23 protein-coding genes are annotated in these 26,125 nt (G+C 51.5%); 10 read left to right on the plus strand and 13 right to left on the minus strand.

Features of this window, described 5'->3' with window-relative positions:
- The first annotated feature begins 90 nt into the window (after nt 1–90).
- From trxC to AGRI_RS11075, 3 genes are all read left to right on the plus strand, one after another.
- On the plus strand, nt 91–513 hold the full coding sequence (gene trxC, locus AGRI_RS11065; RefSeq protein ID WP_008985026.1) for a thioredoxin TrxC: 423 nt from the start codon (nt 91–93) through the stop codon (nt 511–513).
- A 98-nt stretch (nt 514–611) separates the two neighbouring features.
- The gene (locus AGRI_RS11070; RefSeq protein ID WP_008985027.1) at nt 612–1,103 is read left to right on the plus strand and encodes a YbhB/YbcL family Raf kinase inhibitor-like protein; all 492 of its coding nucleotides are present in this window, start codon (nt 612–614) and stop codon (nt 1,101–1,103) included.
- Between the two features lie 93 nt (nt 1,104–1,196).
- On the plus strand, nt 1,197–2,372 hold the full coding sequence (locus AGRI_RS11075; protein WP_008985028.1) for a YbfB/YjiJ family MFS transporter: 1,176 nt from the start codon (nt 1,197–1,199) through the stop codon (nt 2,370–2,372).
- Nucleotides 2,373–2,394: 22 nt separating this feature from the next.
- Here the strand turns inward: AGRI_RS11075 and mnmE are convergent, their stop codons facing one another.
- From mnmE to rpmH, 5 genes are all read right to left on the minus strand, one after another.
- Nucleotides 2,395–3,756 carry a tRNA uridine-5-carboxymethylaminomethyl(34) synthesis GTPase MnmE gene (mnmE, locus tag AGRI_RS11080; RefSeq protein ID WP_008985029.1) on the minus strand — a complete coding sequence of 454 codons (1,362 nt, stop codon included), beginning with the start codon at nt 3,754–3,756 and terminating at the stop codon, nt 2,395–2,397.
- Nucleotides 3,757–3,832: 76 nt separating this feature from the next.
- Nucleotides 3,833–5,464, minus strand: coding sequence for a membrane protein insertase YidC (yidC, locus tag AGRI_RS11085; RefSeq protein ID WP_008985030.1), 1,632 nt, complete (start codon nt 5,462–5,464; stop codon nt 3,833–3,835).
- A 3-nt stretch (nt 5,465–5,467) separates the two neighbouring features.
- The gene (gene yidD, locus AGRI_RS16395) at nt 5,468–5,731 is read right to left on the minus strand and encodes a membrane protein insertion efficiency factor YidD (RefSeq protein WP_008985031.1); all 264 of its coding nucleotides are present in this window, start codon (nt 5,729–5,731) and stop codon (nt 5,468–5,470) included.
- Entirely contained in the window at nt 5,686–6,054 is a 369-nt protein-coding gene (gene rnpA / locus AGRI_RS11090; RefSeq protein WP_008985032.1) for a ribonuclease P protein component, read from the minus strand. Before rnpA ends, yidD begins: the two co-directional genes overlap by 46 nt.
- A 19-nt stretch (nt 6,055–6,073) precedes the next feature.
- Entirely contained in the window at nt 6,074–6,211 is a 138-nt protein-coding gene (gene rpmH / locus AGRI_RS11095; RefSeq protein ID WP_008222343.1) for a 50S ribosomal protein L34, read from the minus strand.
- A gap of 440 nt (nt 6,212–6,651) precedes the next feature.
- Here rpmH and dnaA point away from each other — a divergent pair, with 440 nt between their 5' ends.
- The 6 genes from dnaA to glyS are packed head-to-tail and all read left to right on the plus strand — an operon-like array spanning nt 6,652 to nt 15,715.
- Nucleotides 6,652–8,022 carry a chromosomal replication initiator protein DnaA gene (gene dnaA / locus AGRI_RS11105; protein WP_008985034.1) on the plus strand — a complete coding sequence of 457 codons (1,371 nt, stop codon included), beginning with the start codon at nt 6,652–6,654 and terminating at the stop codon, nt 8,020–8,022.
- A 12-nt stretch (nt 8,023–8,034) separates the two neighbouring features.
- Nucleotides 8,035–9,138 (plus strand): DNA polymerase III subunit beta, encoded by a 1,104-nt coding sequence (gene dnaN / locus AGRI_RS11110; RefSeq protein ID WP_008985035.1) that lies wholly within the window; start codon nt 8,035–8,037, stop codon nt 9,136–9,138.
- Between the two features lie 13 nt (nt 9,139–9,151).
- A complete protein-coding gene (gene recF / locus AGRI_RS11115; protein ID WP_008985036.1) occupies nt 9,152–10,252 on the plus strand; it encodes a DNA replication/repair protein RecF in 1,101 nt (366 codons plus the stop codon).
- A 2-nt stretch (nt 10,253–10,254) separates the two neighbouring features.
- Nucleotides 10,255–12,672, plus strand: coding sequence for a DNA topoisomerase (ATP-hydrolyzing) subunit B (gene gyrB, locus AGRI_RS11120; protein WP_008985037.1), 2,418 nt, complete (start codon nt 10,255–10,257; stop codon nt 12,670–12,672).
- A 59-nt stretch (nt 12,673–12,731) separates the two neighbouring features.
- Nucleotides 12,732–13,658, plus strand: a complete 927-nt coding sequence (glyQ, locus tag AGRI_RS11125; protein WP_008985038.1) for a glycine--tRNA ligase subunit alpha — start codon at nt 12,732–12,734, stop codon at nt 13,656–13,658.
- Nucleotides 13,658–15,715, plus strand: coding sequence for a glycine--tRNA ligase subunit beta (gene glyS / locus AGRI_RS11130; protein WP_008985039.1), 2,058 nt, complete (start codon nt 13,658–13,660; stop codon nt 15,713–15,715). The genes glyQ and glyS overlap by 1 nt, the downstream gene beginning before the upstream one ends.
- Nucleotides 15,716–15,804: 89 nt before the next feature.
- Here the strand turns inward: glyS and AGRI_RS11135 are convergent, their stop codons facing one another.
- From AGRI_RS11135 to rlmF, 3 genes are all read right to left on the minus strand, one after another.
- Complete coding sequence (locus AGRI_RS11135; RefSeq protein WP_008985040.1) at nt 15,805–16,146, minus strand: DUF3718 domain-containing protein; 342 nt, start codon at nt 16,144–16,146, stop codon at nt 15,805–15,807.
- A gap of 189 nt (nt 16,147–16,335) precedes the next feature.
- Complete coding sequence (locus AGRI_RS11140; RefSeq protein WP_008985041.1) at nt 16,336–17,064, minus strand: LytR/AlgR family response regulator transcription factor; 729 nt, start codon at nt 17,062–17,064, stop codon at nt 16,336–16,338.
- A 97-nt stretch (nt 17,065–17,161) separates the two neighbouring features.
- On the minus strand, nt 17,162–18,040 hold the full coding sequence (gene rlmF / locus AGRI_RS11145; protein WP_008985042.1) for a 23S rRNA (adenine(1618)-N(6))-methyltransferase RlmF: 879 nt from the start codon (nt 18,038–18,040) through the stop codon (nt 17,162–17,164).
- Nucleotides 18,041–18,105: 65 nt separating this feature from the next.
- On the opposite strand from rlmF, the gene AGRI_RS11150 reads away from it, so the two are divergent.
- On the plus strand, nt 18,106–20,133 hold the full coding sequence (locus tag AGRI_RS11150; protein WP_008985043.1) for a hypothetical protein: 2,028 nt from the start codon (nt 18,106–18,108) through the stop codon (nt 20,131–20,133).
- Here the strand turns inward: AGRI_RS11150 and AGRI_RS11155 are convergent.
- The 5 genes from AGRI_RS11155 to fadB form a co-directional block, all read right to left on the minus strand.
- Nucleotides 20,126–20,554, minus strand: a complete 429-nt coding sequence (locus AGRI_RS11155; RefSeq protein WP_008985044.1) for a hypothetical protein — start codon at nt 20,552–20,554, stop codon at nt 20,126–20,128. The genes AGRI_RS11150 and AGRI_RS11155 overlap by 8 nt on opposite strands.
- Before the next feature lie 152 nt (nt 20,555–20,706).
- A complete protein-coding gene (locus AGRI_RS11160; protein ID WP_008985045.1) occupies nt 20,707–22,281 on the minus strand; it encodes an amidohydrolase family protein in 1,575 nt (524 codons plus the stop codon).
- 126 nt (nt 22,282–22,407) lie between these two features.
- Entirely contained in the window at nt 22,408–22,656 is a 249-nt protein-coding gene (gene tusA, locus AGRI_RS11165; protein WP_008985046.1) for a sulfurtransferase TusA, read from the minus strand.
- Nucleotides 22,657–22,747: 91 nt separating this feature from the next.
- Nucleotides 22,748–23,911, minus strand: a complete 1,164-nt coding sequence (gene fadA / locus AGRI_RS11170; protein WP_008985047.1) for an acetyl-CoA C-acyltransferase FadA — start codon at nt 23,909–23,911, stop codon at nt 22,748–22,750.
- 18 nt (nt 23,912–23,929) lie between these two features.
- A complete protein-coding gene (fadB, locus tag AGRI_RS11175; RefSeq protein ID WP_008985048.1) occupies nt 23,930–26,083 on the minus strand; it encodes a fatty acid oxidation complex subunit alpha FadB in 2,154 nt (717 codons plus the stop codon).
- Nucleotides 26,084–26,125: the final 42 nt, after the last annotated feature.

Consider the following 26,125-nt stretch of genomic DNA (forward strand, 5'->3'; position numbering starts at 1 on the left):
GCTTTTTTCTACCTGTTATAGGTTATCGCGTCTTTAAATTTGTGTCCGATCACCTTATATCTGCATTATCACCTGTTGCGGAGACTGCCGATGATTATTGCCTGCCCCCACTGCCATGCGTTAAACCGCTTACCTGCCGATCGCCCGCTGCAGGATGGCCGTTGTGGTAAATGTAAACACGCCTTGTTCAGCGGCCAGCCGCTGGAATTGACGGCAGCGAATTTTGCTGCCCATGCAGAAAAGTCTGAGCTGCCGTTGGTGCTGGATTTCTGGGCCAGCTGGTGTGGCCCGTGCCGCAGTTTTGCGCCGGTATTTGCTGCCGCCGCCGCAGAGTTGGAGCCCCGCTTTCGTTTCGCTAAGGTCGATACTGAGCAACAGCAAAGTCTGGCGGCGCGCTTTGCTATTCGTTCGATCCCGACCATTATGCTGATCCACCAGGGTAAGGTGCTGGCACAGCAAGCCGGAGCTTTACCTAAGGCGCAATTCTATCAATGGCTACAGCGTTATAGTTGAAAGTAAGCGGCCACTTACTACCGGCGTTGGTCGGATCACTTGATCTGCGTCTTGTCGCGGCGTAAGGTAAGGCCAGCCTCTAAACCTGGGAGAGAATGATGAGTAACACCCGTTTTAGTCTGACTAGTCCGGATCTGCAAGAAGGCCATTTTATGGCAAAAGATCAGGAATTTGATGGTTTTGGTTGTAACGGCGCCAATATTTCACCGGCCTTGAATTGGCAGAATGCGCCTGAAGGTACCAAGAGCTTTGCGGTAACGGTGTTTGATCCGGATGCGCCCACTTGTTCGGGTTTTTGGCATTGGCTGGTTACCGATATACCGGCGGCAGCCACCGGTTTGCCGCGCGGGGCCGGTAAAGGCAGCTTACCGCCGGGTAGCCGTAGTTTTACCAACGATTATGGTAGTAAAAACTTTGGTGGCGCCTGCCCACCGGAAGGTCATGGTATGCACCGCTATCAATTTACGGTCTGGGCCTTACCGGAAGAAACCTTACCCGCCCCAGATGGCGCCAGTGCAGCGGTGGTCGGCTTTATGCTAAATGCGATGGCATTGGCGAAAGCGACCCTTACCGCGACCTATGCCCGTTAATTCGATTCCGCACTAAGACTATCGTCGCATAGCCAGCCGATCTTGGATCGCCTAAGCTAAGATCCTGTTTACCAGGATCTTAGCGACTTCCTCTTGCTGTCATTACGCCTGAAAGTTCTGCTGGCCGGCTTTTTCAGTCAGTTACTCTGTCTCGGAGTGGCGCGTTTCGCCTATACCCCCTTACTGCCATTGATGCAGCAACAAAGTATGCTGGATGATGCCAGTGGTGGTTATCTGGCTGCGGTAAATTACCTTGGTTATATGAGCGGTGCCTTACTGGCGGCTAGCCTGAACTCGCTGGCACTAAAAGACCGCCTGTATCGCTTTGGTTTGCTGTTAGCGATTATCAGCACCCTTGGTATGGCGCTGACCGAAAATATCTTGCTCTGGGCATTCTGGCGCTATCTGGCCGGGCTTAGCAGTGCCGGCTCGATGCTGATTGCGTCCGGGTTAATCCTGCACTGGTTACTGCAGCACAAGCTAAGGGCCGAGCTTGGGGTTCATTTTGCCGGGCTGGGGCTGGGGATTGCTCTTGCTGCACTGGCGGTTGAGCTGATGCTCAATCTGGATTTTGACTGGCGGCAGCAGTGGTATTTATTCGCCTTACTCGGCGTTGCGCTGGCGGTACCGGCCTGGCGCTGGTTACCACTGCCGGTTATAACCGGTGCCAGCCAGCAACAGACCGCTATGCAGCCTGAACCGGGCAGTCGTTTTATCCGACTAATGTTATTCAGTTATTTTGGTGCCGGCTATGGCTATGTCGTCACTGCAACCTTTATTGTTACTATCGTTGAACGGCTGCCGGGACTCACAGGCAGCGGCAATCTGGCTTTTGTGCTGTTGGGCTTGGCGGCGGCGCCGGCGGTATTAATATGGGATTTGCTGGCCAGAGGTCTCGGTTTTTTGAATGCAATTATTCTGGCGCTGCTATTACAAACCCTTGCTATCGCTTTGCCGCTGACCGTGCCCGGACTTTGGCCCGTACTATTTAGTGCTGCGCTCTTTGGTGCGACCTTTATCGGGGTCGTCAGCTTAGTACTGACCATGGCCGGGCGTTTATACCCGACCAAGCCCGCGCGGTTAATGGGAAAATTAACGCTGGCCTATGGCTTCGCCCAGGTGATTGCACCGGCCATTACCGGCGTTCTGGCCAAAGCCACGGGTTCCTATCAACCCGGCTTGCTGCTGGCGGCCGGCTTTGTTGCACTGGCCGCACTCTTGCTTTACTGGTTAAAACGCACCGATCAGACCTTAGCGCAGCTGCAGTAGTGGCTTAATGCTATTGACCGCGCTATTTCCCGATACAAAAACTGGAAAAAATCCTACCCAGTAAATCATCTGAACTAAATTCGCCGGTAATTTCATTCAGGTGCTGTTGGCTTAGCCGCAGCTCTTCGGCCAGAATTTCGCCGGCGATAAAGCTATGCAGTTGCTCCTGGCCTATTGCCAGATGCTCAGCGGCGCGGTCCAGCGCATCTAAATGGCGACGGCGGGCCAGAAAGCTGCCTTCGGTACTGGCATCAAAGCCAATACAACGTTTCAGATGTTCACGCAGCGCATCAATACCGGCACCGGTTTTCGCGGATAGCGGATAGACAGGTACGGCGGCCAGTTCGTCCGGTTGCAGACTTTCGCCGGTCAGATCGGCCTTATTGCGGATCACGGTAATGCCTAAGCCTGGCGGCAGGCGGTCGATAAACTCCGGCCAGATAGCATGGGGATCGGTATCAGCAGTGGTGGTGCTGTCGACCATAAACAGTACCCGATCTGCCTTGGCAATTTCCTGCCAGGCGCGGGCAATGCCGATTTGCTCTACCTGATCCTCGGTATCACGCAAGCCGGCGGTATCGATAATATGCAGCGGCATACCGTCGATATGAATATGTTCGCGCAGTACATCGCGGGTGGTACCGGCAATCTCGGTAACAATGGCAGCTTCGCGGCCGGCGAGGGCATTCAGTAAGCTGGATTTACCGGCATTGGGTCGCCCGGCGATGACCACTTTCATCCCTTCGCGCAAAATGCTGCCCTGGGTGGCTTGTTTTCTGACCTGTGCCAAATCGTCGATAATCTCGGCCAGATCGGCGGCAACCTTGCCGTCAGACAAGAAATCGATTTCTTCATCCGGGAAGTCAATGGCGGCTTCGACATACATCCGCAAGTGAATCACTTTTTCGACCAGCTGATGAATGCGCTTGGAAAACTCACCCTGTAACGATTGCATGGCGCTGCGTGCGGCCTGCTCGCTGCTGGCGTCAATCAGATCGGCTATGGCTTCGGCTTGTGCCAAATCCAGCTTGTCATTTAAAAAGGCGCGCTCAGAAAACTCACCCGGGCGGGCGATCCGCACATTTGGCGTCTGCAACACCTGGCGCAGTAACATATCCAGCAATACCGGACCACCATGGCCCTGCAGCTCCAGCACATCCTCACCGGTAAAGGAATTCGGGCCGGGGAAGTACAGGGCGATGCCCTGGTCCAGTACCTGATCTGTTGCGAAAAACGGCAGATATTCGGCATAGCGCGGTTTAGGCAGGCGTTTTAGGATTGCAGCGGCCACGGTTTTACAGTCCGGGCCGGAGATCCGGATAATGCCAACACCGGCCCGTCCGGGGGCGGTGGCGACTGCGGCAATGGTATCGGTACTAAACATCTTGACCTCGGCTAAACAAAAAAGCCTGTCAGACATCGCTAACAGGCTCTGGTGTGACTACTGCTGTAGGAACAGATTAGGCTTTACGGGTATGTATGCCTTTCTTTTCCATACCTTTGTAGATATACAGCATCTGAGCCAGCGAAATCAGGTTACTGACTAACCAGTACAGTACCAGACCACTCGGGAACCAGAAGAAGAAGATTGAGAATACCACTGGCATCCACATCATCAGCTTCTGTTGCAGGGGGTCTGTTACCTGCATTGGCGTCAGTTTTTGCATCATAAACATACTGATACCAAAGAGAACCGGCAACACATACAGTGGATCTTTGGCTGATAAATCCGTGATCCATAACATGAATGGGGCATGTCGCAGCTCGACACTCTCGACAAATACCCAGTATAACGCCAGGAAAATCGGCATCTGGATCAGCATCGGTAAACAGCCACCCATCGGGTTAACTTTTTCTTTGCGGTACAGCTCCATCATGGCCGGGCCCATTTTCTGGCGGTCATCTTTGTAGCGAGACTGAATTTCTTCAATCTTTGGCTTCAGATTGCGCATCTTAGCCATAGATTCATATTGGATCTTGGTCAGTGGATACATTAAGCCTTTTACGATCAGGGTGATGATAATAATGGCGACACCCCAGTTGCCAACAAAGCCCTGGATAAAGGTCAGTAACCAGAACAGTGGTTGTGAAATAAACCACAGGAAACCGTAATCGACAGTCAAATCCAGACCATTCGCCAATTGTGCCAGGTTATCCTGATCTTTCGGGCCGGCATAGAACACCGCATTAATTGTTGCAGTCTGACCCGGATCGATATCCAGTGGATTACTCAGCGCACCGATCACACCTTTATTACCGCCGTGGATGCGGCTATATAACTGGTGTGTGCTAGCCTGATCAGGTACCCAAGCCGATACGAAGTAGTGTTCCAGCATGGCGACCCAACCGCCGGTTGTGGTAACTGTCAGGTTGTTTTTCTGCATATCGCTGAAGTCGTACTTTTTATAGCGCTCTTCAGCACTACCAAAAGCGGCACCGCGATAAATGGGCATAAACATACTGCTACTTTCGCCATTATCGATATTTTGCAGTAGGTGTTGATAGGCCTGAACTGTTTTAACTTCGGCACTGTTATTCAGTATTTGATATTCTACCCGGACATCATATTTACCCGCGGTAAAAATAAAACGCTTTTCGATTTGCAGACCGTTGTGCTCTAAACGTAGTGGTACAGTCAGGGTATCGCCGTTCAGACGGTACTCACTGGCTTCACTCTGGTATAGTGGCCGGCCGTTACGGTCTGGGCCATCGCGGGCGATTAAACCGGATTGCGCGACATACTCAAAAGCACCAATTTGCCGCATCAGCACATAAGGGTCCTGACTGTCTTTAGTCAGCGCATACTGTGGTAATTTCAGGCTGACGATATCGCCACCGCGTGGGTCAATTTCCAGTTCCAGCACATCAGTGCTGACTTTGATCCGCCGGGCAACGGCTTCGGTTGGCGTGGTGGCTTGCGGTGTTTCCGGGCTATCCATAATCAGGGACGCGGAACTGTTATCGTTGCTGACTTGTTGTTGAGTAACAGGTGCAACTACCGGCTTAGGGCCATAATCTTTTTGCCATTCCTGCCAGAGGAAAAAACTGACGATTGCCAGGGCAATTATTAGAAAACTGCGTTGTGAATCCATGTGTTAGCTTTTCTCATTATGCTTTTCAGGAACGGGATCTTCACCGCCCGGGTGAAGCGGATGGCATTTTAATATGCGTCTACCGGCTAACCAAGCCCCTTTCACAGCACCAAAGCGTTGAATCGCCTCTATCGCATAATGCGAACAGGTGGGGTGAAAACGACAGCGAGGCCCCAGCAACGGGCTAATCAGTAATTGATAACCACGCACTACGCCCAGCATTAACCAGATAACAAAGCGGTGTACTGGCGAGCGATCTTTTGCCATAGCCGTTCCAGTTGTTTCAGTAATTCATCATTCGGGGTATTGCTGATATCACCCTTTACCATGAGTACCAGATCAACAGCAGGAAGCTGGTGCTGATGTAAACGAAAGCTATTTCGCACACAACGTTTGATACGATTACGCTGTACGGCTAATTTAACACGTTTTTTGGCGATAGTAAGGCCAATTCTTGGCTGGGTTAACTGATTTGGCTTAACAAGGATGGTAAACAGGGGGGAAGCAACCCGAAACGGGTTCTGGAAAACATTATCAAACTGACTGGGAGTTAGTAGTCTTAACTCCCGGCCGAATTTGTAGCTGACCACGCAGCGTTTAACCGCCAGCTTAGGCAGTTAAACGTTTGCGGCCTTTAGCACGACGACGTGCTAACACCTGACGACCATTTTTAGTGGCCATACGGGCACGGAAACCGTGGTTGCGCTTGCGTTTTAACACGCTTGGTTGAAAGGTTCTTTTACTCATAACTTCATCCGTCCGGTCGAAATATTTACTAAGGGTACCTGTGTTTTAGCAAATACACCAAAACGCAGCTGACAAAAATGAGCGCGAATTTTAAGTAGTTCGGCTACTAAAGTCAATGCGATCCTACAGGAAAAGTGCGATCAATACTGTTGTGATCCGGCTTTTTAGAAAGTTTTCCACAGGTAGGGTAGTTAAAACAGAATAAATTGTGAGTTATTTGCTTTTCTACACATAAATACTAAGGTCTGCTGTGATCTATTCTTAAATAGAATAAGCAGTAAATATGCAATAAATACAATAGCATAAATATCTTTTTGGCTGAATGCCGAGTTTTTTAAAAAGTCAATCTTGCAGTTGTGGATAAGATAGTACGATAATGCCGGTCTGGCGTTTTGCACCAGCCTTAATCATTACTTATAACTCAGGCTTCAGGAGAGACGGTGTACCAGTCCGTTTGGCAAAATTGTCTGCAGGCATTGCAGGCCGAACTACCCGCACAACACTTTAGCATGTGGATCCGCCCGCTGCAGGCTGATAGTTCAGCTGATGCGCTAACTTTGTACGCGCCTAATCGCTTCGTGCTGGATTGGGTGCGAGAAAAATATTTAAACCGGATCCTCGAGCTGATCCGGGATTATTGTGGCGACAATGCACCACGCTTACGCTTTGATGTTGGCAGCAGCACGCAGACGGCCAGAGTGAGTATGCCGAGCCAGATGCCAGCCAAAGCTGCACCTGAAGCCCCTGCTGCCGAACCGGAAATACCAGAACCTGCCCCAAAAAGCATAGTGCGCTCTAATGTTCGTACCAACTATACCTTTTCTAACTTCGTTGAGGGTAAGTCGAATCAGCTGGCGCGGGCCGCAGCATCGCAGGTGGCTGATAATCCGGGTACTGCCTATAACCCGCTGTTTATTTATGGCGGTACTGGTCTGGGTAAAACCCACTTATTACATGCGGTAGGAAACGGTATTCTGGCGAAAAAGCCTGATGCCAAGGTGATCTATATGCATTCTGAGCGCTTCGTGCAGGATATGGTGAAAGCGCTGCAGAATAATGCTATCGAAGAATTTAAGCGTTACTATCGCTCGGTTGATGCCTTGCTGATTGACGATATTCAGTTTTTTGCCAATAAAGAGCGTTCACAGGAAGAATTCTTTCATACCTTTAATGCCCTGCTAGAGGGTAATCAGCAGATCATTCTGACCAGCGATCGTTATCCAAAAGAGATCGACGGGGTGGAAGATCGGCTGAAATCCCGTTTTGGCTGGGGTTTGACGATTGCGATCGAGCCACCAGAGCTGGAAACCCGGGTCGCGATCCTGATGCGAAAAGCGCAGGAAAACCAGATCCGTTTGCCGGAAGAAGTCGCATTCTTTGTCGCCAAGCGCTTGCGTTCCAATGTTAGGGAATTGGAGGGCGCCCTAAACCGGGTGATAGCCAATGCTAACTTTACCGGCCGGCCCATTACCATTGATTTTGTGCGCGAAGCGCTGCGTGATTTACTGGCGTTACAGGACAAGCTGGTCACCATTGAAAATATTCAGAAAACGGTAGCCGAGTATTATAAAATCCGGGTGGCGGATCTATTATCCAAGCGCCGTTCCCGCTCGGTGGCCCGGCCGCGGCAAATGGCGATGGCGTTGGCGAAAGAGCTGACTAACCATAGCTTACCGGAAATTGGCGATGCCTTTGGTGGCCGTGACCATACTACGGTATTACATGCTTGCCGCAAGATTGAGTCTTTGAAAGAAGAAACTCATGAAATTAAAGAAGATTTCCAAAATTTAATTCGTACTTTGTCCTCTTAACAGGGTGTTGTTATGCAATTTCTGATCAACCGTGACGCTTTACTTAAACCATTACAAATGGTCTCTGGTGCCATTGAGCGGCGGCATAACCTGCCGATCTTATCCAATGTGCTGCTGGACGTTACGGCTGATACTTTGTCGCTGACCGGTACCGATCTGGAAGTCGAGCTGGTGGCCAGCACCGAGCAGCTGCAGATCCAAAGTCCGGGCCGGATTACTGTGCCGGCAAAAAAGCTGCTGGATATTTGTCGCAGCTTGCCGGAGCAAAGTGATATTCAGGTCGCGGTACAAGGCGAGAACTGTGTTCTGACCAGTGGTAAAAGTAAGTTTACCCTGTCGACCCTTAGTGCTGCCGAGTACCCGAATTTAGAGAGTTGGCAAGGCGAGGTTGAGATTAACCTCAGCCGGCAGCAACTGCGTAAGTTATTAGAAGACACCGCGTTCTCGATGGCGAATCAGGACGTGCGTTATTATTTAAATGGCTTGTTGTTTGAAGTCGACAACGGCACCTTAACGGCAGTGGCCACTGATGGTCACCGGCTGGCGATGAGCACGCTGGCGTTACCTGCTGTTAGCGGGCAACAGAAGCAAATTATTATCCCACGCAAAGGTGTGTTGGAGATTATGCGCTTGCTGGCCAATGACGAGCAGCAAGTCAGCCTCAGTTTAGGGCAGAATCATATCCGTTTAACCGACAGCAGCTTCAGTTTTAGCAGTAAGCTGATTGATGGCCGTTTCCCGGACTACCGCCGCGTCTTGCCACGTAACAGCACTAAGCTGGTGACTGCGCATCGCGCGGTGTTAAAAGATGCCTGTATCCGGGCGTCCATTTTATCGAATGAAAAGTATCGTGGTGTGCGTTTTACGCTTAGTAATCACGAAGTCCAGATCGTTGCCAATAACCCTGAACATGAGCAAGCGGAAGAAGTAATCGAAGTCGAGTATCAGGGCGACACCCTCGAGATTGGCTTTAACGTTGGCTATTTGCTGGATGTATTAAATACTCTGGCGACCGATTTGGTGATCTTGCATCTGAACGATTCTAATTCCAGCGCTCTGATTGAAGGGGTCGGCAACAATGGCGCGGCCTATGTTGTGATGCCGATGCGCCTCTGATTTTTACTCCGTTATGTCGCTGCTATTGCTGCAGGCGCAACAATTTCGCAATTTTGCGGAACTCAGTTTGCAGCCACATCCACAATTTAACCTGTTGGTTGGTGAAAACGGCAGCGGTAAAACCAGCTTGCTGGAAGCGATTTATTATCTGGCACATGGCCGCTCGTTTCGCACCAGCCGGCATCAACGGTTAATTCAGCATGATGAGCCGGCCTTTGTGTTGCATGCCAAAGTCAGCAGTGCGGAGCAAGTACATAGTATTGGTATTCAACGAGAGCGGACTGCTGATTTACAGCTGCGTTTAAATGGCTCTGCCCAGTGTCGTCTGGCGGATATTGCTGAGCTGTTGCCGGTGCAGTTATTAACGCCGGACAGCTTTAAGTTGTTTTTTGGCGGACCCAAGGAGCGGCGGCAGTTTTTTGATATGGGTGTGTTCCACGTGGAACAACATTTTTTTGCTGTCTGGCTGCAGTTTAGCCGGGTACTTAAACAACGTAACGCGCTGCTAAAGCAAAGTCGGCAGTATAACCAGCAATTTGAATACTGGGATGCGCAGTTTGTGCAACTGGCTTGGCAACTGCAGGCGTTACGGCAACACTATATTAGCTTGTTGCAAAATGCTTTTGCGGCACTAACCGATCAGGATAGCTTGCTGTCGACAGTCAGCTTACAGCTTTACGCCGGCTGGCCGGAGAAGCTGCAGACGAGTGCCGAATTTCAGGAGTTGTTAGGTCAAAGTTTTCAGCAAGATTTGCGGCTGGGCTTTACCCAATATGGGCCGCAAAAAGCCGATCTTCGACTGCGTAGCGCCGGCCATTCGGTTGAAGAAGTATTATCCCGCGGCCAGCTAAAAGTGTTATTATTTGCGCTTAAAGTTGCCCAAAATAACTTGATCGCAGGGAGTGGGCTAAAGCAGCCGATACTATTGATTGATGATCTGGCGTCGGAACTCGACCCCGGTTCAACAAAAAAGATTTTTGATTTTTTAACTAATATTAATTCACAGGTTTTTATAACTGCAATTAATGCTGACCAGGTGACACCCTTTATTGCTGCCGATTGCCGGCAAGTGTTTCACGTGGAACATGGTCAGATAACCAGCACGGACAGATAACGATGGCCGAAGAGCATAACTACGATTCCTCCAGTATTAAAGTATTAAAAGGTCTGGACGCCGTCCGGAAAAGACCAGGGATGTACATCGGTGATACCGACGATGGTACCGGTTTACATCATATGGTATTCGAGGTAGTGGATAACTCTATCGACGAAGCCCTGGCCGGCTACTGCACCGATATCTGGGTTACCATCCACAGTGATAACTCGGTCTCGGTGCGTGATAACGGCCGTGGCATTCCTACTGATATGCACGAAGAAGGCGTGTCTGCCGCAGAAGTCATTATGACGGTGTTGCATGCCGGCGGTAAGTTTGATGACAACTCCTATAAAGTGTCTGGCGGCTTACACGGTGTCGGTGTTTCAGTGGTTAACGCCCTATCGGATGTGTTGGAACTGACTATCCGTCGTAAAGGGCAGGTACACAGCCAGATCTATCATCTGGGTGTACCGCAAGCACCATTAGCCGTAATTGGCGAAACAGAAGACAGTGGCACGGCAATTCGGTTCTGGCCCAGCCCGACCATCTTTTCTGATATCAATTTCCACTATGACATTCTGGCGAAGCGGTTACGGGAGCTGTCATTCTTGAATTCTGGCGTCAGCATTATTCTGACCGACGAGCGCACGGATAAGACGGATCACTTTAAGTACGATGGCGGTATTGAAGCCTTTGTACAGTACCTAAACCGCAGCAAGACCAGTATTCACCCTAAGGCGTTCTATTTCACTGATCAGCGAGAAGACGGTATTGCGGTTGAAGTGGCAATGCAGTGGAACGATAGCTATCAGGAAAATGTATTCTGCTTTACCAACAATATTCCGCAGCGTGACGGTGGTACTCACTTAGCCGGTTTCCGCGGAGCCTTGACGCGGGTATTGAATACCTATATCGATCAGGAAGGCTACGCTAAGAAAATGAAGGTACAGGCCTCAGGCGACGATGCCCGCGAAGGCTTAACCGCAGTAATTAGCGTTAAGGTACCGGATCCAAAATTCAGCTCACAAACCAAAGATAAACTGGTTTCCAGCGAAGTACGCTCGGCAGTAGAAAGCGTGATGGCGGAAAAGCTGAACGAATATCTGCTGGAAAATCCGGGTGATGCCAAGATTATCGTGGGTAAGATAGTGGATGCGGCCCGTGCCCGTGAAGCGGCCCGTAAAGCCCGTGAAATGACACGTCGTAAAGGCGCGCTGGATATTGCTGGTTTACCCGGCAAACTGGCCGACTGTCAGGAAAAAGACCCAGCCTTATCTGAACTCTATATCGTTGAGGGTGACTCTGCGGGTGGTTCTGCCAAGCAGGGCCGTAACCGGAAAAACCAGGCCATCCTGCCATTAAAAGGTAAGATCCTGAACGTGGAAAAGGCGCGCTTCGATAAGATGCTATCGTCGCAGGAAGTCGGCACCCTGATTACGGCCTTAGGCTGTGGCATCGGCCGCGAAGAATATAACCCGGATAAAACCCGTTACCACAGTATCGTACTAATGACCGACGCCGACGTCGACGGCTCGCACATCCGTACTCTGTTACTGACCTTCTTCTATCGCCAAATGCCTGAGCTGATTGAGCGTGGCTATATCTATATTGCGCAGCCGCCACTGTATAAAGTTAAAAAAGGCAAGCAAGAGCAATATATCAAAGACGAACCGGCGCTGGTGCAGTATCTGACCACGCTGGCACTGGATGAAGCGTCATTACATGTGAACGAGAATGCGCCGGGGATCAGTGGCGAAGCGCTGGAGAAACTGGTACAGCAGTATCACAAGGTGATGGCAGTCATCGATCGCTTAAGCCGGAAGATCCCGGTTAACCTGTTAACCGAGCTGATCTACGTTACCGGTTTAACTGCCGAACTGATGAAAGACCAAACCGCTGTTGAAGCCTGGGTAAAAACTCTGGCCAAGCGTCTGGATGATAAAGAAGGTGACGGTTCAATTTACAAGTACGCTGTGATTGAAGATCGTGAGCGCCATTTATTCCAGCCGAAGGTGATTATCCGTCAGCATGGTATCGATAACGAATACCTGCTGCATCACGACTTTATTAGCTCACGGGATTACCTGAGTCTGGTTGCACTGGGTGATGAAATTCGTGACCTGATTGAAGAGGGTGGCTATATCCGCCGTGGTGAAAAGGTGAAGCCGGTTGAAACCTTTAAAGACGCTCTGGATTGGTTAATGACCGAGTCCAAGCGTGGTCTCTATATTCAACGCTATAAAGGGCTGGGTGAAATGAACCCGGAACAACTGTGGGAAACCACCATGGATCCACAAAACCGCCGTATGTTGCAGGTAACAATTGAAGATGCCATTGGCGCTGACCAATTGTTTGCCACCCTGATGGGGGACCATGTTGAGCCAAGGCGCGCCTTTATTGAAGAGAACGCGCTGTACGTCGCCAACCTCGACGTCTGATAAATATTAAACGGGGGCAGCTTTGCCCCCTTAGTCATTTAAAGTGAGTCTGTTGCGCCATGCATAAGTACGATATTAAAACCTTTCAGGGGCTAATTTTAGCCCTGCAGGACTACTGGGCACGCCAGGGCTGCGTTATCGTGCAGCCGCTGGATTTAGAAGTTGGCGCCGGTACCTTCCATCCGATGACCTTTTTACGTTCACTGGGGCCAGAGCCGACTAACGTCGCTTACGTGCAGCCATGCCGTCGGCCAACCGACGGCCGTTATGGCGAAAACCCAAACCGGCTGCAGCATTACTACCAGTTCCAGGTGATCTTAAAGCCGTCACCAGACAATATTCAGGAGCTGTATCTGGGCTCGCTACGGGAACTGGGGATTGATACCCTGGTACACGATATCCGCTTTGTGGAAGATAACTGGGAATCACCGACATTGGGTGCCTGGGGCCTGGGTTGGGAAGTGTGGTTAAATGGCATGGAAGTAACGCAGTTTACCTACTTCCAGCAAGTGGGTGGCCTGGAGTGCCGTCCGGTAACCGGCGAAATTACCTATGGCTTAGAGCGCCTGGCGATGTATATCCAAGGTGTGGATTCGATCTATGATCTGGTATGGACCGACGGCCCCTTGGGGCGGGTAACCTATGGCGATGTGTTCCATCAGAATGAGGTCGAGCAGTCGACCTACAATTTTGAACATGCCGATGTAGCCGCCTTGTTTACCTACTTCGACCAGTGCGAAAAGGAAAGCCAGTATCTGATTGAACAAGGCCTGGCGTTGCCGGCCTATGAAAAAGTAATGAAAGCCTCGCACGCCTTTAACCTGTTGGATGCCCGCCATGCCATCTCGGTGACTGAGCGTCAGCGCTATATTCTGCGGGTTCGTACTCTGGCCAAGGCCTGTGCTCAGGCTTACTATGATGCCCGCGAAAAACTGGGTTTCCCGCTTTGCAAGAATCAGAGCGCCAAGCAGTCGGAGGCGAACTAATGCGTTCACAAGATTTTCTGGTTGAAATTGGTACCGAAGAATTACCACCAAAATCGCTTACCACTTTGGCACAAGCCTTTGCCGATAATCTGCAAGCCGAATTAGCTAAACTTGAGCTTAGCCATGCTGAAATTAGCTGGTATGCGGCTCCACGCCGCTTAGCAGTGCGGATTAATCAGTTAGCCGCAGCCCAGGCCGATAAAGTGGTAGAAAAGCGCGGGCCAGCACTTAGCGCGGCCTTTGATGCCAATGGTAATCCGACTAAGGCTGCTGAAGGCTGGGCCGCGGGTTGTGGCATTACAGTGGCGCAAGCTGAGCGTTTAGAAACCGACAAAGGCGCCTGGCTATTATGCCGGCAACAGCAACAAGGGCAGGCGACGGTCAGCTTGCTGCCGGAGATGGTCAGCACAGCCTTAGCCAAACTACCTATTGCCAAGCCGATGCGCTGGGGTAGCTCAGATGCCGAATTTATCCGGCCGGTACATACCATTATTATGCTGTATGGTGAGCAGGTAGTGCCTGCTACTATTCTTGGCCGGCAGAGTAGTAATCAGACCTATGGCCATCGTTTTCATGCGCCGGCGCTGGTCAGTATCAAAGATGCCGATGCCTATCTGCCGACGCTGGAACACGCCTTTGTAGTGGCTGATTTCGCTAAGCGCAAAGCCTATATCGCGGAGCAGGTACAAGCGACCGCTCAGCAGTTACAAGCACAGCCGCAATGGGATGACGCTCTGCTGGAAGAAGTCACGGCGCTGGTCGAATGGCCGGTAATACTGGTAGGTAGCTTTGAAGAAAGCTTCCTGCAGGTGCCGGCTGAGCCGCTGATCTCGACGATGAAGGATAATCAGAAGTACTTCCCGCTGCGGGATAGTCAGGGCAAGTTACTGAACAAGTTTATCTTTGTGGCCAATATCAGCAGCAAGGATCCACAGCAAATTATCTCTGGTAATGAGAAGGTGGTACGGCCGCGCTTATCAGATGCGCAGTTCTTCTTTAATACAGACCGCAAGGTCAAACTCGCTGAGCGGTTAGACAGTTTAAAGACGGTACTGTTTCAGCAGCAGCTGGGCACGTTGTTTGAAAAATCGGAACGCATCAGCCAGGTAGCCGGCTTTATTGCCGCAAAAATTGGTGCCGATCAGGCCGCCGCTGCCCGTGCCGGCTTATTATCGAAAACCGATCTGATGACCAATATGGTCGGCGAATTCCCGGAAGTGCAAGGTATTATGGGTATGCACTATGCCCGGCTGGATGGCGAAGCCGAAGCAGTAGCCTTGGCGCTAAATGAGCAATATATGCCACGTTTTGCCGGTGACCAGTTACCCAGCCGTCTGGAAGGGGCGGCGGTGGCTATCGCGGATAAGCTGGACTCACTGGTCGGTATTTTCGGCATTGGCCAGATCCCGAAAGGAGACAAGGACCCGTTTGCGCTGCGTCGCGCCGCCATCGGTGCCTTACGTATTATGGTGGAGCAACGGCTACCCTTGGATTTAACCGACCTGATTGCCGTGAGTCAGCAAAGCTTCGGCAACAAGCTGACTAACCCACAGGTGGCCACTGAAGTCCTGGACTTTATGCTGGGTCGCTTCCGCGCCTGGTATCAGGACGAAGGCTATAGCGTCGATGTGATTCAGGCGGTATTGGCGCGCCGGCCAACTAATCCGGCAGACTTTGATCGCCGGGTTAAGGCTGTAGCCGAGTTCCGGCAGTTAGAAGCCGCAACAGCTTTAGCTGCAGCCAATAAGCGGGTGGCAAATATTCTGGCCAAGGTTGAAGGTGAAATTGCCAATACGGTTAATCCGGCGCTGCTGCAGGAAGCGGCAGAACAGGCACTGTATCAGGTCTTGACCGCGGAGCAGGCATATCAGGCTGGGGTTAGCGATTATAGCCAGGGTTTAACCCATCTGGCCGCAATGCGTGAGGTTATCGATGCTTTCTTTGAGCAGGTGATGGTAAACGCCGAGGACGCCGCAGTACGGGCTAACCGTCAGGCGTTATTAAAACAGTTGCGTGAACTGTTTTTACAAGTAGCAGACATCTCACTGTTACAATAAAACGAGAAAATATGGCCGGCTCGACAGCCGGCCATTTCGTGCAAAGCGATAGTCCCACCTTTGGCTAATACAGTCAGTCTGCATAATACTTAGTTAGCTGGCGCAGTAATATCACTGATAATAACTTTGCGTTCTGGCAGTCTTTCATAAGGCTGCAGCATACTTACTACTCTGTTCGCATTATGATTACGGGCAAAAGTCAGTAACTGCTGTTTATTACACATCACTTTATCAACCGCACTTTGCTTGCTGATACGATATTCGCGCAGTGTCCTGAACAATTTCCCTGGTTGGTCATTCTTGGTATGAGTACAGACCTCAACCAACGCAGTATGTACGTAACTACCTTCATCAATTAGGTTGTTCGCGGTAACAGGTGCAACAAGCAGAGCGGAAGCCAGAACTGCAGTTAGCGTAAGATAACGTTTCATAATATCAATCCTTTTGACGGTATTGGCATGATTGCCACACACAGTGTAGAAGTGTTCGTGGTTATTACACGCAGACTTGGGATGAAGCGGTTGCAGCTGTGGCTTTGGGCTTAAACCAGTAAAAGCCACTTTGAAATGACAAAACCCTGTTCAATGCTAAGTTTGGGATGAAAGCGCCATTAAGAGGATTTAACGGTGGGCTAAGTTGAGTAAGGTATCCAGTTGCAGTTTACAGCGTCGTGAGATTTTTACCTGGCGATTATTAGACAGAACCAAATGTAAAGATGAGCTGGTCACCACCTGTTTGACATGCAGGATATTAACGATCGCCGAACGATGTACCTGAACAAACAAAGGTGGTAGCTTGGCAAGGAGTTCTTTTAAGGTGTTCCGGATAATATAATTCTCATGTCGGGTATGCAGGCAGAGATAATTACCGGCCGCTTCAATCAAAATAATTTCCTGCTCCTGAAAAATCAGTTCACTGTTGCCGGTCTGAAAAACCAGTTGTGACTTTGTCTGGTTGCAGAATGGGCTATCGGGTCGCAGCAAAGTGGTGGCATCCAGCAGTACCTGCTCTAAATGCTGTGGCGTCACAGGTTTTGTCAGATAGGCAAAAGCGTGGAAGTTATAGGCAGCACAGGCAAACTGCTCGTAGGCTGTTAGCATCACGAACAGTGGTGGTGTAAGCGAAGATGTTTTATTGAACTGCCGCAAAATATCTATACCACTAATATCCGGCATCACGATATCCATAAAAATCAGATCCAGATGATGCTGGTGCAGGAAATTCAAAGTATCCCGACCACTGGTAGTAGTGCCAACCAGCAATAGATTAGGAAAGCGCTGCAACAGTATTTTTAGATACTGACTGGTAATAGGTTCATCATCAGCGATTAAAACCCGCAGCGGCTTCATCTTGAATCTGCTGTTCAGGAAGGGGTATTAGAGTATAGTCAGTAAGCCTTGTTCTGCAAGCCAGCACGCTCTGCTACAAGGCGCCGTTGCGGCCGGATTAACTGAAACGCCAGGCCAAAATAGTACTGATTTTTTGACCATGCTGCATTTTAATTTGCCGTACTTCAGCTACCGCCAGGCGCCGCAATTGTGCCACTAATGCCGGTAAATGTTTTTGCTGCGAAACCAGACTAGTAAACCAGCCGACCTGACCGGCAAACAGACTGCTGTCAGCGATCAATTTTTTGATAAAGGCGACTTCGCCACCTTCACACCAGAGCTCATTGGCGGTGCCGGCAAAATTACGGCCATTATTGGCCTTACCTAACTTCTGCCATTTTTGCTGGTTAGCCGCCGCCGCCTCTGCCGCAGATGTATAGAAAGGCGGGTTACAGACACTGATATCATAGTATTCCCCGGGTTGGATAATACCAAATAGCAGTTCAGTGGCCTTCGGCTGTAACCTGAGTTCGATTAAGCCTTTAAGATTGGCGTTGGCTTTGACAATAGCGCCGGCGACTTTCAGTGCGGTATTGTCAATATCACTGCCGACAGCACGCCAGCCGAAACTGCGGCTAGCCAGGATCGGATAAATGCAATTCGCACCGCATCCCAGGTCCAGCAACCGAAATTGCTTACCCTGCGCTTTAGCCACACCGGTCAGCTCAGCAACCAGATCGGCAGCATAATGCAAATAGTCGGCGCGGCCTGGGATCGGCGGGCAGAGATAACCCGGTGGTAATTGCCAGTATGTCACCTGATAATGGCAGGCCAGAATGGCAGCATTCAGTGCCTGTACTGCGGCGGCCTGGCTAAAATCAATACTACTGTCACCAGCGGGCGTGGTGATAATAAAAGCCTGTAATGCAGGGTAGTGCCGGCATAGCCGGGTGAAATCATAGCGGCCCTGATGGGGGTTATTGGGGTGTAATGACATGAATTTTCAGGCATGATAAATCAGGAATCGAATCGACAGTGTAACGGAAAAGGACCTTCAGTGATATGTCAAAGCCTCTGAAAATTACCGCACTGCTCCTGCTGCTCTTAGCTGGCGGCTATGGCCTGAGCCAATGTCAGAACCGGGCAGCAGCTCCTGTTGTGCCGCCTTTAGCTGACTCTCCGTATCGGCCAGCCGCCGATGCCAGAGATAACAGGGTGGCTGCGCCAGAGGTAACGCCGGAGCAGTATGCGGCGTTGCAACAGCAGGTCGTTGCCTGCACACCGCAGTTACAGCAGCGACAAAAACAGCATGAGCACGAGCAGGAACAAAAGCTTACTAACGCCTTTCGCGAGCTATTACAGCAGGGGCAGAGCCTGGAACGGCTATATCAGGAGTTGCAGGCATCTTCTGAGCTTCGGCCCTATTTGCAATTACTATTCGATGAGGCGGCACAGCAGCAGGCAACGCAACAGGGCTTTAATGTGCTGGATGCCAGCGAAGCCAACTATGAAATCTTGTTCAGTGATGTATTGGACCCGCAAACGGAACCTCAAACTGAAGCAGATTGGCTGCAGCTACTGCACAGCCTGGCAAACAGTAGCCGCTTTTATGATATGGCGCTATTGAGTCACCAGCATCAATGGCAGAGTAGCCGGGTATTATCACCGGGGCTGGCCTTTGTCAGCAATCTCAATACAGTGCCGTTGTCGCAAGCCCGTCAGCTGTTGGCAAACCTTACCCTGTATCCGACACATATCGCTCATGCTATTCAGCAGCAGCTGCCGGATGAACTGATCTTGCTATTACTGGAGCGGGGAGTCGAGCTACAGGGCATGCCGTTATTCCGGCGTCTGGCTGAGGATAACAAAGCCCTATTTAACTTTGCTGATGCTGCGCTACTCGCTGGTCGGGCTAACCTGCTGCCGGTACTGGCGCAATATGGTATTGAACCCAGTCAGCTCAATGGCACCTTCAGTGCGCTGGATTATCTGATTTCGGGCCTGACAGCACAGAATCGCAACCGCCAATTAAACCGGCAATGTCAGGACAATTGCTATCAACTCAGCGCAGTACAGGTCCGGCAGCTGCAGCAGCTGGCTAACCAGGGGCATCTGCTACATCCATTGCCAGCCCTCAGTAGTCCCTATTTACGCCTTACCTGGCTAAATAGCCGGAATGAGCTTGCCAGTGGTCAATGGCTGGAGCCAGCAGCAGAGCAACCAGAGTCAGCGCTGGTATCGGCGCTGCGCCAGCAATTAGCGGTACAGCCGGTCGATGACGCGACGGCTGCTTGCCTGACGGCGCAGCAGCAGCTAAGGCAATCCCGGGCGTTGTGGAGTGACGAGCAGGTAGCGGCTATTCTGAAGCAGTTTCAGCAGCACTATAGCGGTGACGCTTTATTGGCGGCACTGAATGACTATGAGCCAGCGTTGTTAGTAGCGTTACAGCACCGGCAACGACAAAACATAGAGCAAGATATTGCACTTGAGGAGACGGAGCTCTATCTGGAGCTGATGCGGGTCTGGCGCTCGGCGGAGCGGATGCAGCAATTGGTGTTTAGTACGCCTTTGTCGCCTTTCCTGACCAGCGAGCTGCTAGCCTGGGTGTTACTGCAACCGGAATATATCAGTATCTGGGAAGGGCGAACCTTACCGGTTGCGCCTCTGACCATGGCCTGGTTTAGTTTTGTCAGCACCGAGAACTTGCAGCAGTTGGTCGCCGGCCGTTTTGACTTCCGGCTAACCGACCAGTTTGGCATGTCGCTATACCGGCCAGCCTTTGCGCACGAACAGGCGGAGCAGGTGGTGCAATTATTGTTAGAGCAGGGGGTAATGCCGCAACACAACCGTTTCGGGCCGGATGCGCTGCATTTAGCGTTGGATTGGAGTTTCCAGCAGGGGCGCTTGTTTCCACTCGTATCAGAGATCCTGCGCCAGCCGCTACAAATAAAGCCCACACATCTTAGCCGCGCCAAACGTTTACAGCTGTATTACCCCGCGCTCTATACTGAGCTGGTGGCACTGGCGCCGGCATTGCGTGTCTCAGAGGAACATTCAGCTAACTTATTGTTGGCATTAGAGCCTAATTAAGGGCTAAGCTGGTTTCTAAGTTAGTCGCCGGTAGATGTTGTTGTAGCCAAAGCCGCAGCGGCTGATATTGCTCCAGCGGAAATTTGTAGCGTACCTGCAGCTGCTGACCGAGTGCAAAATCAATAAAACCATATTGCTGGTCTTGCCACAGTTTGATCTTATCAATATTGCGGATATTCGTCGTATCCATACCAACCCGTAGCTGCCCGCCATCACAACTGAACAGGCGCAGGATATCCTTGCTGTAAACAAAATCCTGACTGGCATAGGTCGCGCTATTGCGCCACATTATCACTTCCAGCGCCAGAAAGAGTGCGACACCAAGCAAGGTATGAAAGCCGGCAAACCAGAACAATACGGCCAACGCCAATAACAGCAGGCTTTTTGCCGGCAGCGATGCCTTAATCAGTGGCCATAACATAACAAATTCTCCCTGAATCATATTGCCCAGATTATGGTGCGAGGTGTTCCTGGTCAAGCGGGGATTTGTAACAGTAAATTAACCAAGCTGCTTGAAACCCTAATTTCAGCAGGGAAATATCCGGCGCGCAGCGCGCACCGGAATAGCCTGATTTAGGGTTGTTGCTCTGCCGCCTTGGCCTGCTGCACTAAAGTCCGTACGTCGGCCAGTAAGCGCTGCGCATCGTAGATAATGCCGTCTTTGATGGTATAGCGCACGCCCTTGGTGCGCTCCGGTTGATTGTCGGCATTGAGCCGGTAATGGCCGGTGCCATACAATACTTTAAAGTTGGCCAGCGGGTTTTCTGCCACTATCATCAAATCTGCCTTTTTACCGGCGACCACGCTGCCAATTTCCTGATCTAAACCAAGCGCAGTGGCGCCATTTAGGGTGGCGGCCTGTATCACCTCCAGCGCATTAAAGCCAGCTTCACGCAGCAGCTCCAACTCCTGAATATAGGCAAAGCCATAAATTTTATAGATATAACCAGCGTCGGAGCCAACAGTCACGCGACCGCCATGATTTTTAAAGTCATTTAAAAACTGCATCCAGAGCCGGTAGTTTTCCCGCCACTGAATCTCATGCTCGGTCGTCCAGTCAAACCAGTAGGAACCATGGGCATAGCGGTTAGGTGTAAAAAAGCGCTGCAGTGTCGGCAGGGTATAGTCCTGATGCCATTCCGCATTCCGCTGCGCAGCGGCATCGCGGCTGGCTTCGTAGATGGTCAGGGTGGGGTTGATGGTAAAATTGAGTTGGATCAGCTCATCCCTTACCGCCTGCCATTTGGCAGAGCCCGGCTTCGCCGCCTGTGCCCACAGCTGGCCAGCAGCGGCAAACCGGTCCTGTTCATTCTGATAGTTGTAATTAGCCGGATACTGCTGAATCGTCTGGCCGTCAAACAAAGCCTCAGGCAGACCATACCAGTGCTCCATCGACGTCAGGCCCATGCGGGCACTGTGCAGCACATTGGTGCGGTACACATTCAGCTGGGCGTGATGCATCATGGTACCGAGCTGCTGTTGTTTGGCTTCGGCCAGCGCTGCGGCCATAATTTGCGGAGTGGCACCAAAAAACTTAATCCCGGCGGCACCGGCTTTCTTAATATCCTGCACCCATTTTTTGGCCTGGTTTGGGTTAAAAACCGGCTCCGCCAGGCCCTGACCGAAGCCAACATAGGGCACGATCCGCGGCGCGACAATCTGATTGGCAGCCGCCGCCTGCATATGGCGCAAGGTCCAGGCCAGGCCATTAAAACTGCCCGGCTCGCGAATAGTGGTAATGCCATGCGCCAACCAGAGTTTAAACACATATTCGGCCGGTATCCCGTTGGCAGAGCCGCCGATATGGCCATGCATATCGACAAAGCCCGGCAGGATATACATGCCACTGATATCCAATTCCTGATCACCGGGTTTAGCTTGTGGCCGGCTTTGCGGCAGTACCGGCACCTCCGGATAACCGACAATGGCGACCTGACGAATACGATCCTGCTCAATCACGATATCCACCGGGCCGACCGGTGGCGCCCCTTCGCCGCTAATCAAAATGCCACCGCGCAGAATTAAACGCGGATAGGGGCCGTCACCTTCCGTTCGCGTCGGTGCCGACGGCGTGCGTTCAGGGGTTTGGCTGTAAGCCATTGGTAAGGATAACGCGAGGCAAAGAATGAGCAGTAGCAGCGGGTGCATAGGTAAACCTGTTTTGTTGTTATTATTGCTGGGTGAGCAATAAACAGGCTAAGCCGAAATTCGGGAAAATACAATGCAATCAGCCGGCTGGTGGCGTATTTGCGATAGCTGGCGTCGTGTCGACCTTTAGCTACTGACTTTTTTTACCAGATAGCGGTAGGGTAACGCTGCGGTATCACTACCGACCAGCTGATGATCCATAAAGCGGCAAAATGCCGGGATATCGCGGGTGGTGGCAGGATCGTCGGCGATAATCAGTAAGGTTTCACCTGCCTGCATTTTGCGGATCTGCAACCGTACCAGCATCACCGGCTCAGGGCAGCGCAGCCCAAGGGCATCCAGCGTATGATCGGCTTGCTGAAATAAGGTTTCCATAATGGCAACTGCTCCGCGAATTAATAAAAAGGGTAACAAAAAAGGGCCGTAAATGGCCCTATTTTAAGCTATCTGCGCTGTTGCGGCTAGGTTAAGGCCGTTCAAACACCGTAGCGATACCCTGGCCCAAGCCGATACACATGGTTGCCAGGCCAAACTTACCGCCCTTAGCTTCCATCACATTAATCAGTGTGGTACTGATGCGTGAGCCGGAGCAGCCCAGTGGGTGGCCTAAAGCAATTGCGCCACCGTTCAGGTTCACTTTCTGCTCAGCCACTTCCAGCAGCCCCAGGTCTTTCATAACCGGCAAGGCTTGCGCCGCGAAGGCTTCGTTCAGCTCGGCATAATCGATATCGGCAATGCTGATACCGGCAGCCTTTAACGCTTTCTTCGAGGCTGGCACCGGGCCATAACCCATTATAGACGGATCACAACCGGCCACACCCATACCACGGACATAAGCGCGGATCGGTAAACCGAGCGCCTTCGCTTTGTCTTCGCTCATCACCAGCATACCTGAGGCACCATCGGATAAGGCGGATGAGGTGCCGGCAGTCACAGTACCGTTAGCCGGGTCAAATACCGGCCGCAGCTGGCTTAGCGCTTCAACTGTGGTTTCCGGGCGGATCACTTCGTCGTAATCGAACAGGCGCAGTACGCCATCGGCGTCGTGACCTTCGGTCGGAATAATTTCATTTTTAAAGCGGCCCTGCAGAGTGGCTTCGTGCGCCAGGCGATGTGAGCGGGCACCAAACTCATCCTGCTGCTGCCGACTGATGCCATGCAGCTTGCCCAGTAATTCGGCGGTTAGGCCCATCATACCGGCGGCCTTGGCCACTGAAGTGGCTAAGCCCGGGTGGAAGTCGACGCCATGGTTCATTGGCACATGACCCATATGCTCGACGCCACCAATCAGATAGACCTCACCCATGCCGGTTTGGATGGCGCGCACGGCATCATGCAATGCCTGCATTGAAGAGCCGCAGAGGCGGTTTACGGTGACACCCGGTACTGAGTGCGGGATACCCGCCAGTAAAGAAGCATTGCGGGCGATATTAAAGCCTTGTTCCAGCGTTTGCTGCACACAGCCCCAGATCACATCATCAATATCTGCCGGGTTTAAAGCCGGGTTGCGCTCCAGCAGGCTGGCCATCACATGGGCTGACAGCTGTTCAGCGCGAACATTGCGGTACATGCCACCCTTAGAGCGGCCCATCGGGGTACGGATACAATCTACAATAACGGCGTTTTTCATATTCTGCTGCTCCTGCGCTTAAACCGGGAAGAAACGCTGGCCATTAGCGGCCATGGCGCGGGTTTGTTCGGTTACCTGGTAAATCTCGCCCAGGTGGGAGTACTTGTCGGCCAGTGCGACAAAGTTAGCCAGACCCAGGGTATCGACATAACGCAGTGGACCACCACGGAACGGAGGGAAGCCCAGGCCATAAACCAGACCCATATCCGCTTCGGCCGCACTGGCAACAATGCCTTCTTCCAGACAGCGGATCGTTTCATTAATCATGGGTACCATCAGGCGGGCAATAATGTCCTCGGCACTGAAGTCCTGTTTGGCGGCAGCAATACCGGACAGTAAGTTAAGGCTGGCGGCATCAATATCCTTTTTCGGCTTGCCTTTGGCATCTTTGCTGTAAGCATAGAAACCGAGGCCATTTTTCTGACCGTAACGGTTAGCCTGATACATGGCAGCAACAGGATCATTGTCCAGTTTGGCCATCCGGGTTGGGAAGCCGGCTGCCATCACGTCCGTGCAGTGATAAGCGGTATCTAAACCGACGACGTCCAGCAGATACGCCGGGCCCATCGGCCAGCCAAACTGCTTTTCCATCACCTTATCAACCTGAGCGAAGTCGGCGCCGTCTAACACCAGTTTGCTAAAACCAGCGAAATAGGGGAACAGTACCCGGTTGACAAAGAAGCCCGGACAATCGTTAACGACGATCGGTGACTTGCCCATTTTCGCCGCGTAAGCGACGACAGCGGCTACGGTTTCTTCACTGGTGTCTTTACCGCGGATCACCTCTACCAGTGGCATCTTCGGTACCGGGTTAAAGAAGTGCATACCACAGAAATTCTGTGGCCGGCTCAGATTCGCTGCCAGCTGATTGATTGAGATGGTTGAGGTATTTGACGTCAGGATGGCATCATCGGCCAGCAAGGCTTCAACCTCTTTTAATACTGCGCCCTTGATTTTCGGGTTTTCGACCACGGCTTCCACCACGATATCGACGCCTTTGACCTGCTCGTTGCTTAATGTCGGTGTAATAGCAGAGATCACTTTCGCCATACCGACAGCATCCAGCTTGTTACGCTCCACCTGTTTGGCCAGCAGCTTGGTGGCTTCGCCCATCCCCAATTCCAGCGCTTTATCGGCAATGTCTTTCATCACTACCGGTACGCCCTTTAACGCTGACTGGTAGGCAATGCCGCCGCCCATAATGCCGGCACCCAGCACTGCCGCCTTTTTCACGGCCTTGGTGGCAACTTTTGCAGCTTTTTTGGCTTTACCCTTAATCACCTGATCATTCAGGAACAGGCCAATTTGCGCCGTTGCGGCATCGGTTTTTGCCAGTTTGGCAAAGCCGCTGTTTTCCAGTGCGACGGCGGCGTCACGGCCTAAAGTTGCAGCGGCTTCAATAGTCTGCACGGCGACCATGGGGGCCGGGTAGTGTTTACCGGCGGTGGCGAACACCATACCTTTGGCGGTGTTAAAGCTCATGGTGGCTTCGGTTTTGTTCAGTTTTAGCGGTTGCAGTTTCACCGCACGCTTTTTCTGCCAGTTCAGCTTACCGGCGATGGCATCTTCCAGCATGCTCAGAGCTGCCGCTTCCAGTTTTTCCGGTGCTACAACGGCATCAATTAAGCCTTCTTTCTGTGCTTGCTCTGCGCCACGCTCTTTGCCGGTGGTGATCCACTCCATCGCATTATCGGCACCGATAATGCGTGGTAAACGCACAGTACCGCCGAAACCTGGCATCAAGCCCAGTTTGACTTCCGGTAAACCGATACGGGTTGTGGTATCCGCCACCCGATAATCACAGGCCAGGGTCCACTCACAGCCACCGCCCAGTGCAAAACCTTTAATCGCAACCACCGAAGGCACAGGTAAATCTTCACAGTAATCAAACACATCAGAAGCGGTTTTAATCCAGGGAACCAGTTCGGCTTCCGGACGCTCGAATACAGGTAAGAACTCAGTGATATCGGCGCCGACAATAAAGTTGTCTTTGCCACTAACGAAGAGGATGCCTTTTAATGCCGGATCTGCGTGCAGCTTCGCGAGCGCTGCCTTACAATCAGCCAGTGTTTGCTGATCAAATTTGTTGACCGAACCTTGGGCGTTAAACGTAAACTTAGCAATGCCAGGTTTTACATATTCCACCTGGATGCTGTTACTTTGGTAAATCATAAATATGCTCCTTGGTCGCCTTTGCTTTAGGGTTATTCGCAA

The sequence above is a fragment of the Alishewanella agri BL06 genome, assembly GCF_000272005.1.
Taxonomy (GTDB): Bacteria; Pseudomonadota; Gammaproteobacteria; order Enterobacterales; family Alteromonadaceae; genus Alishewanella; species Alishewanella agri.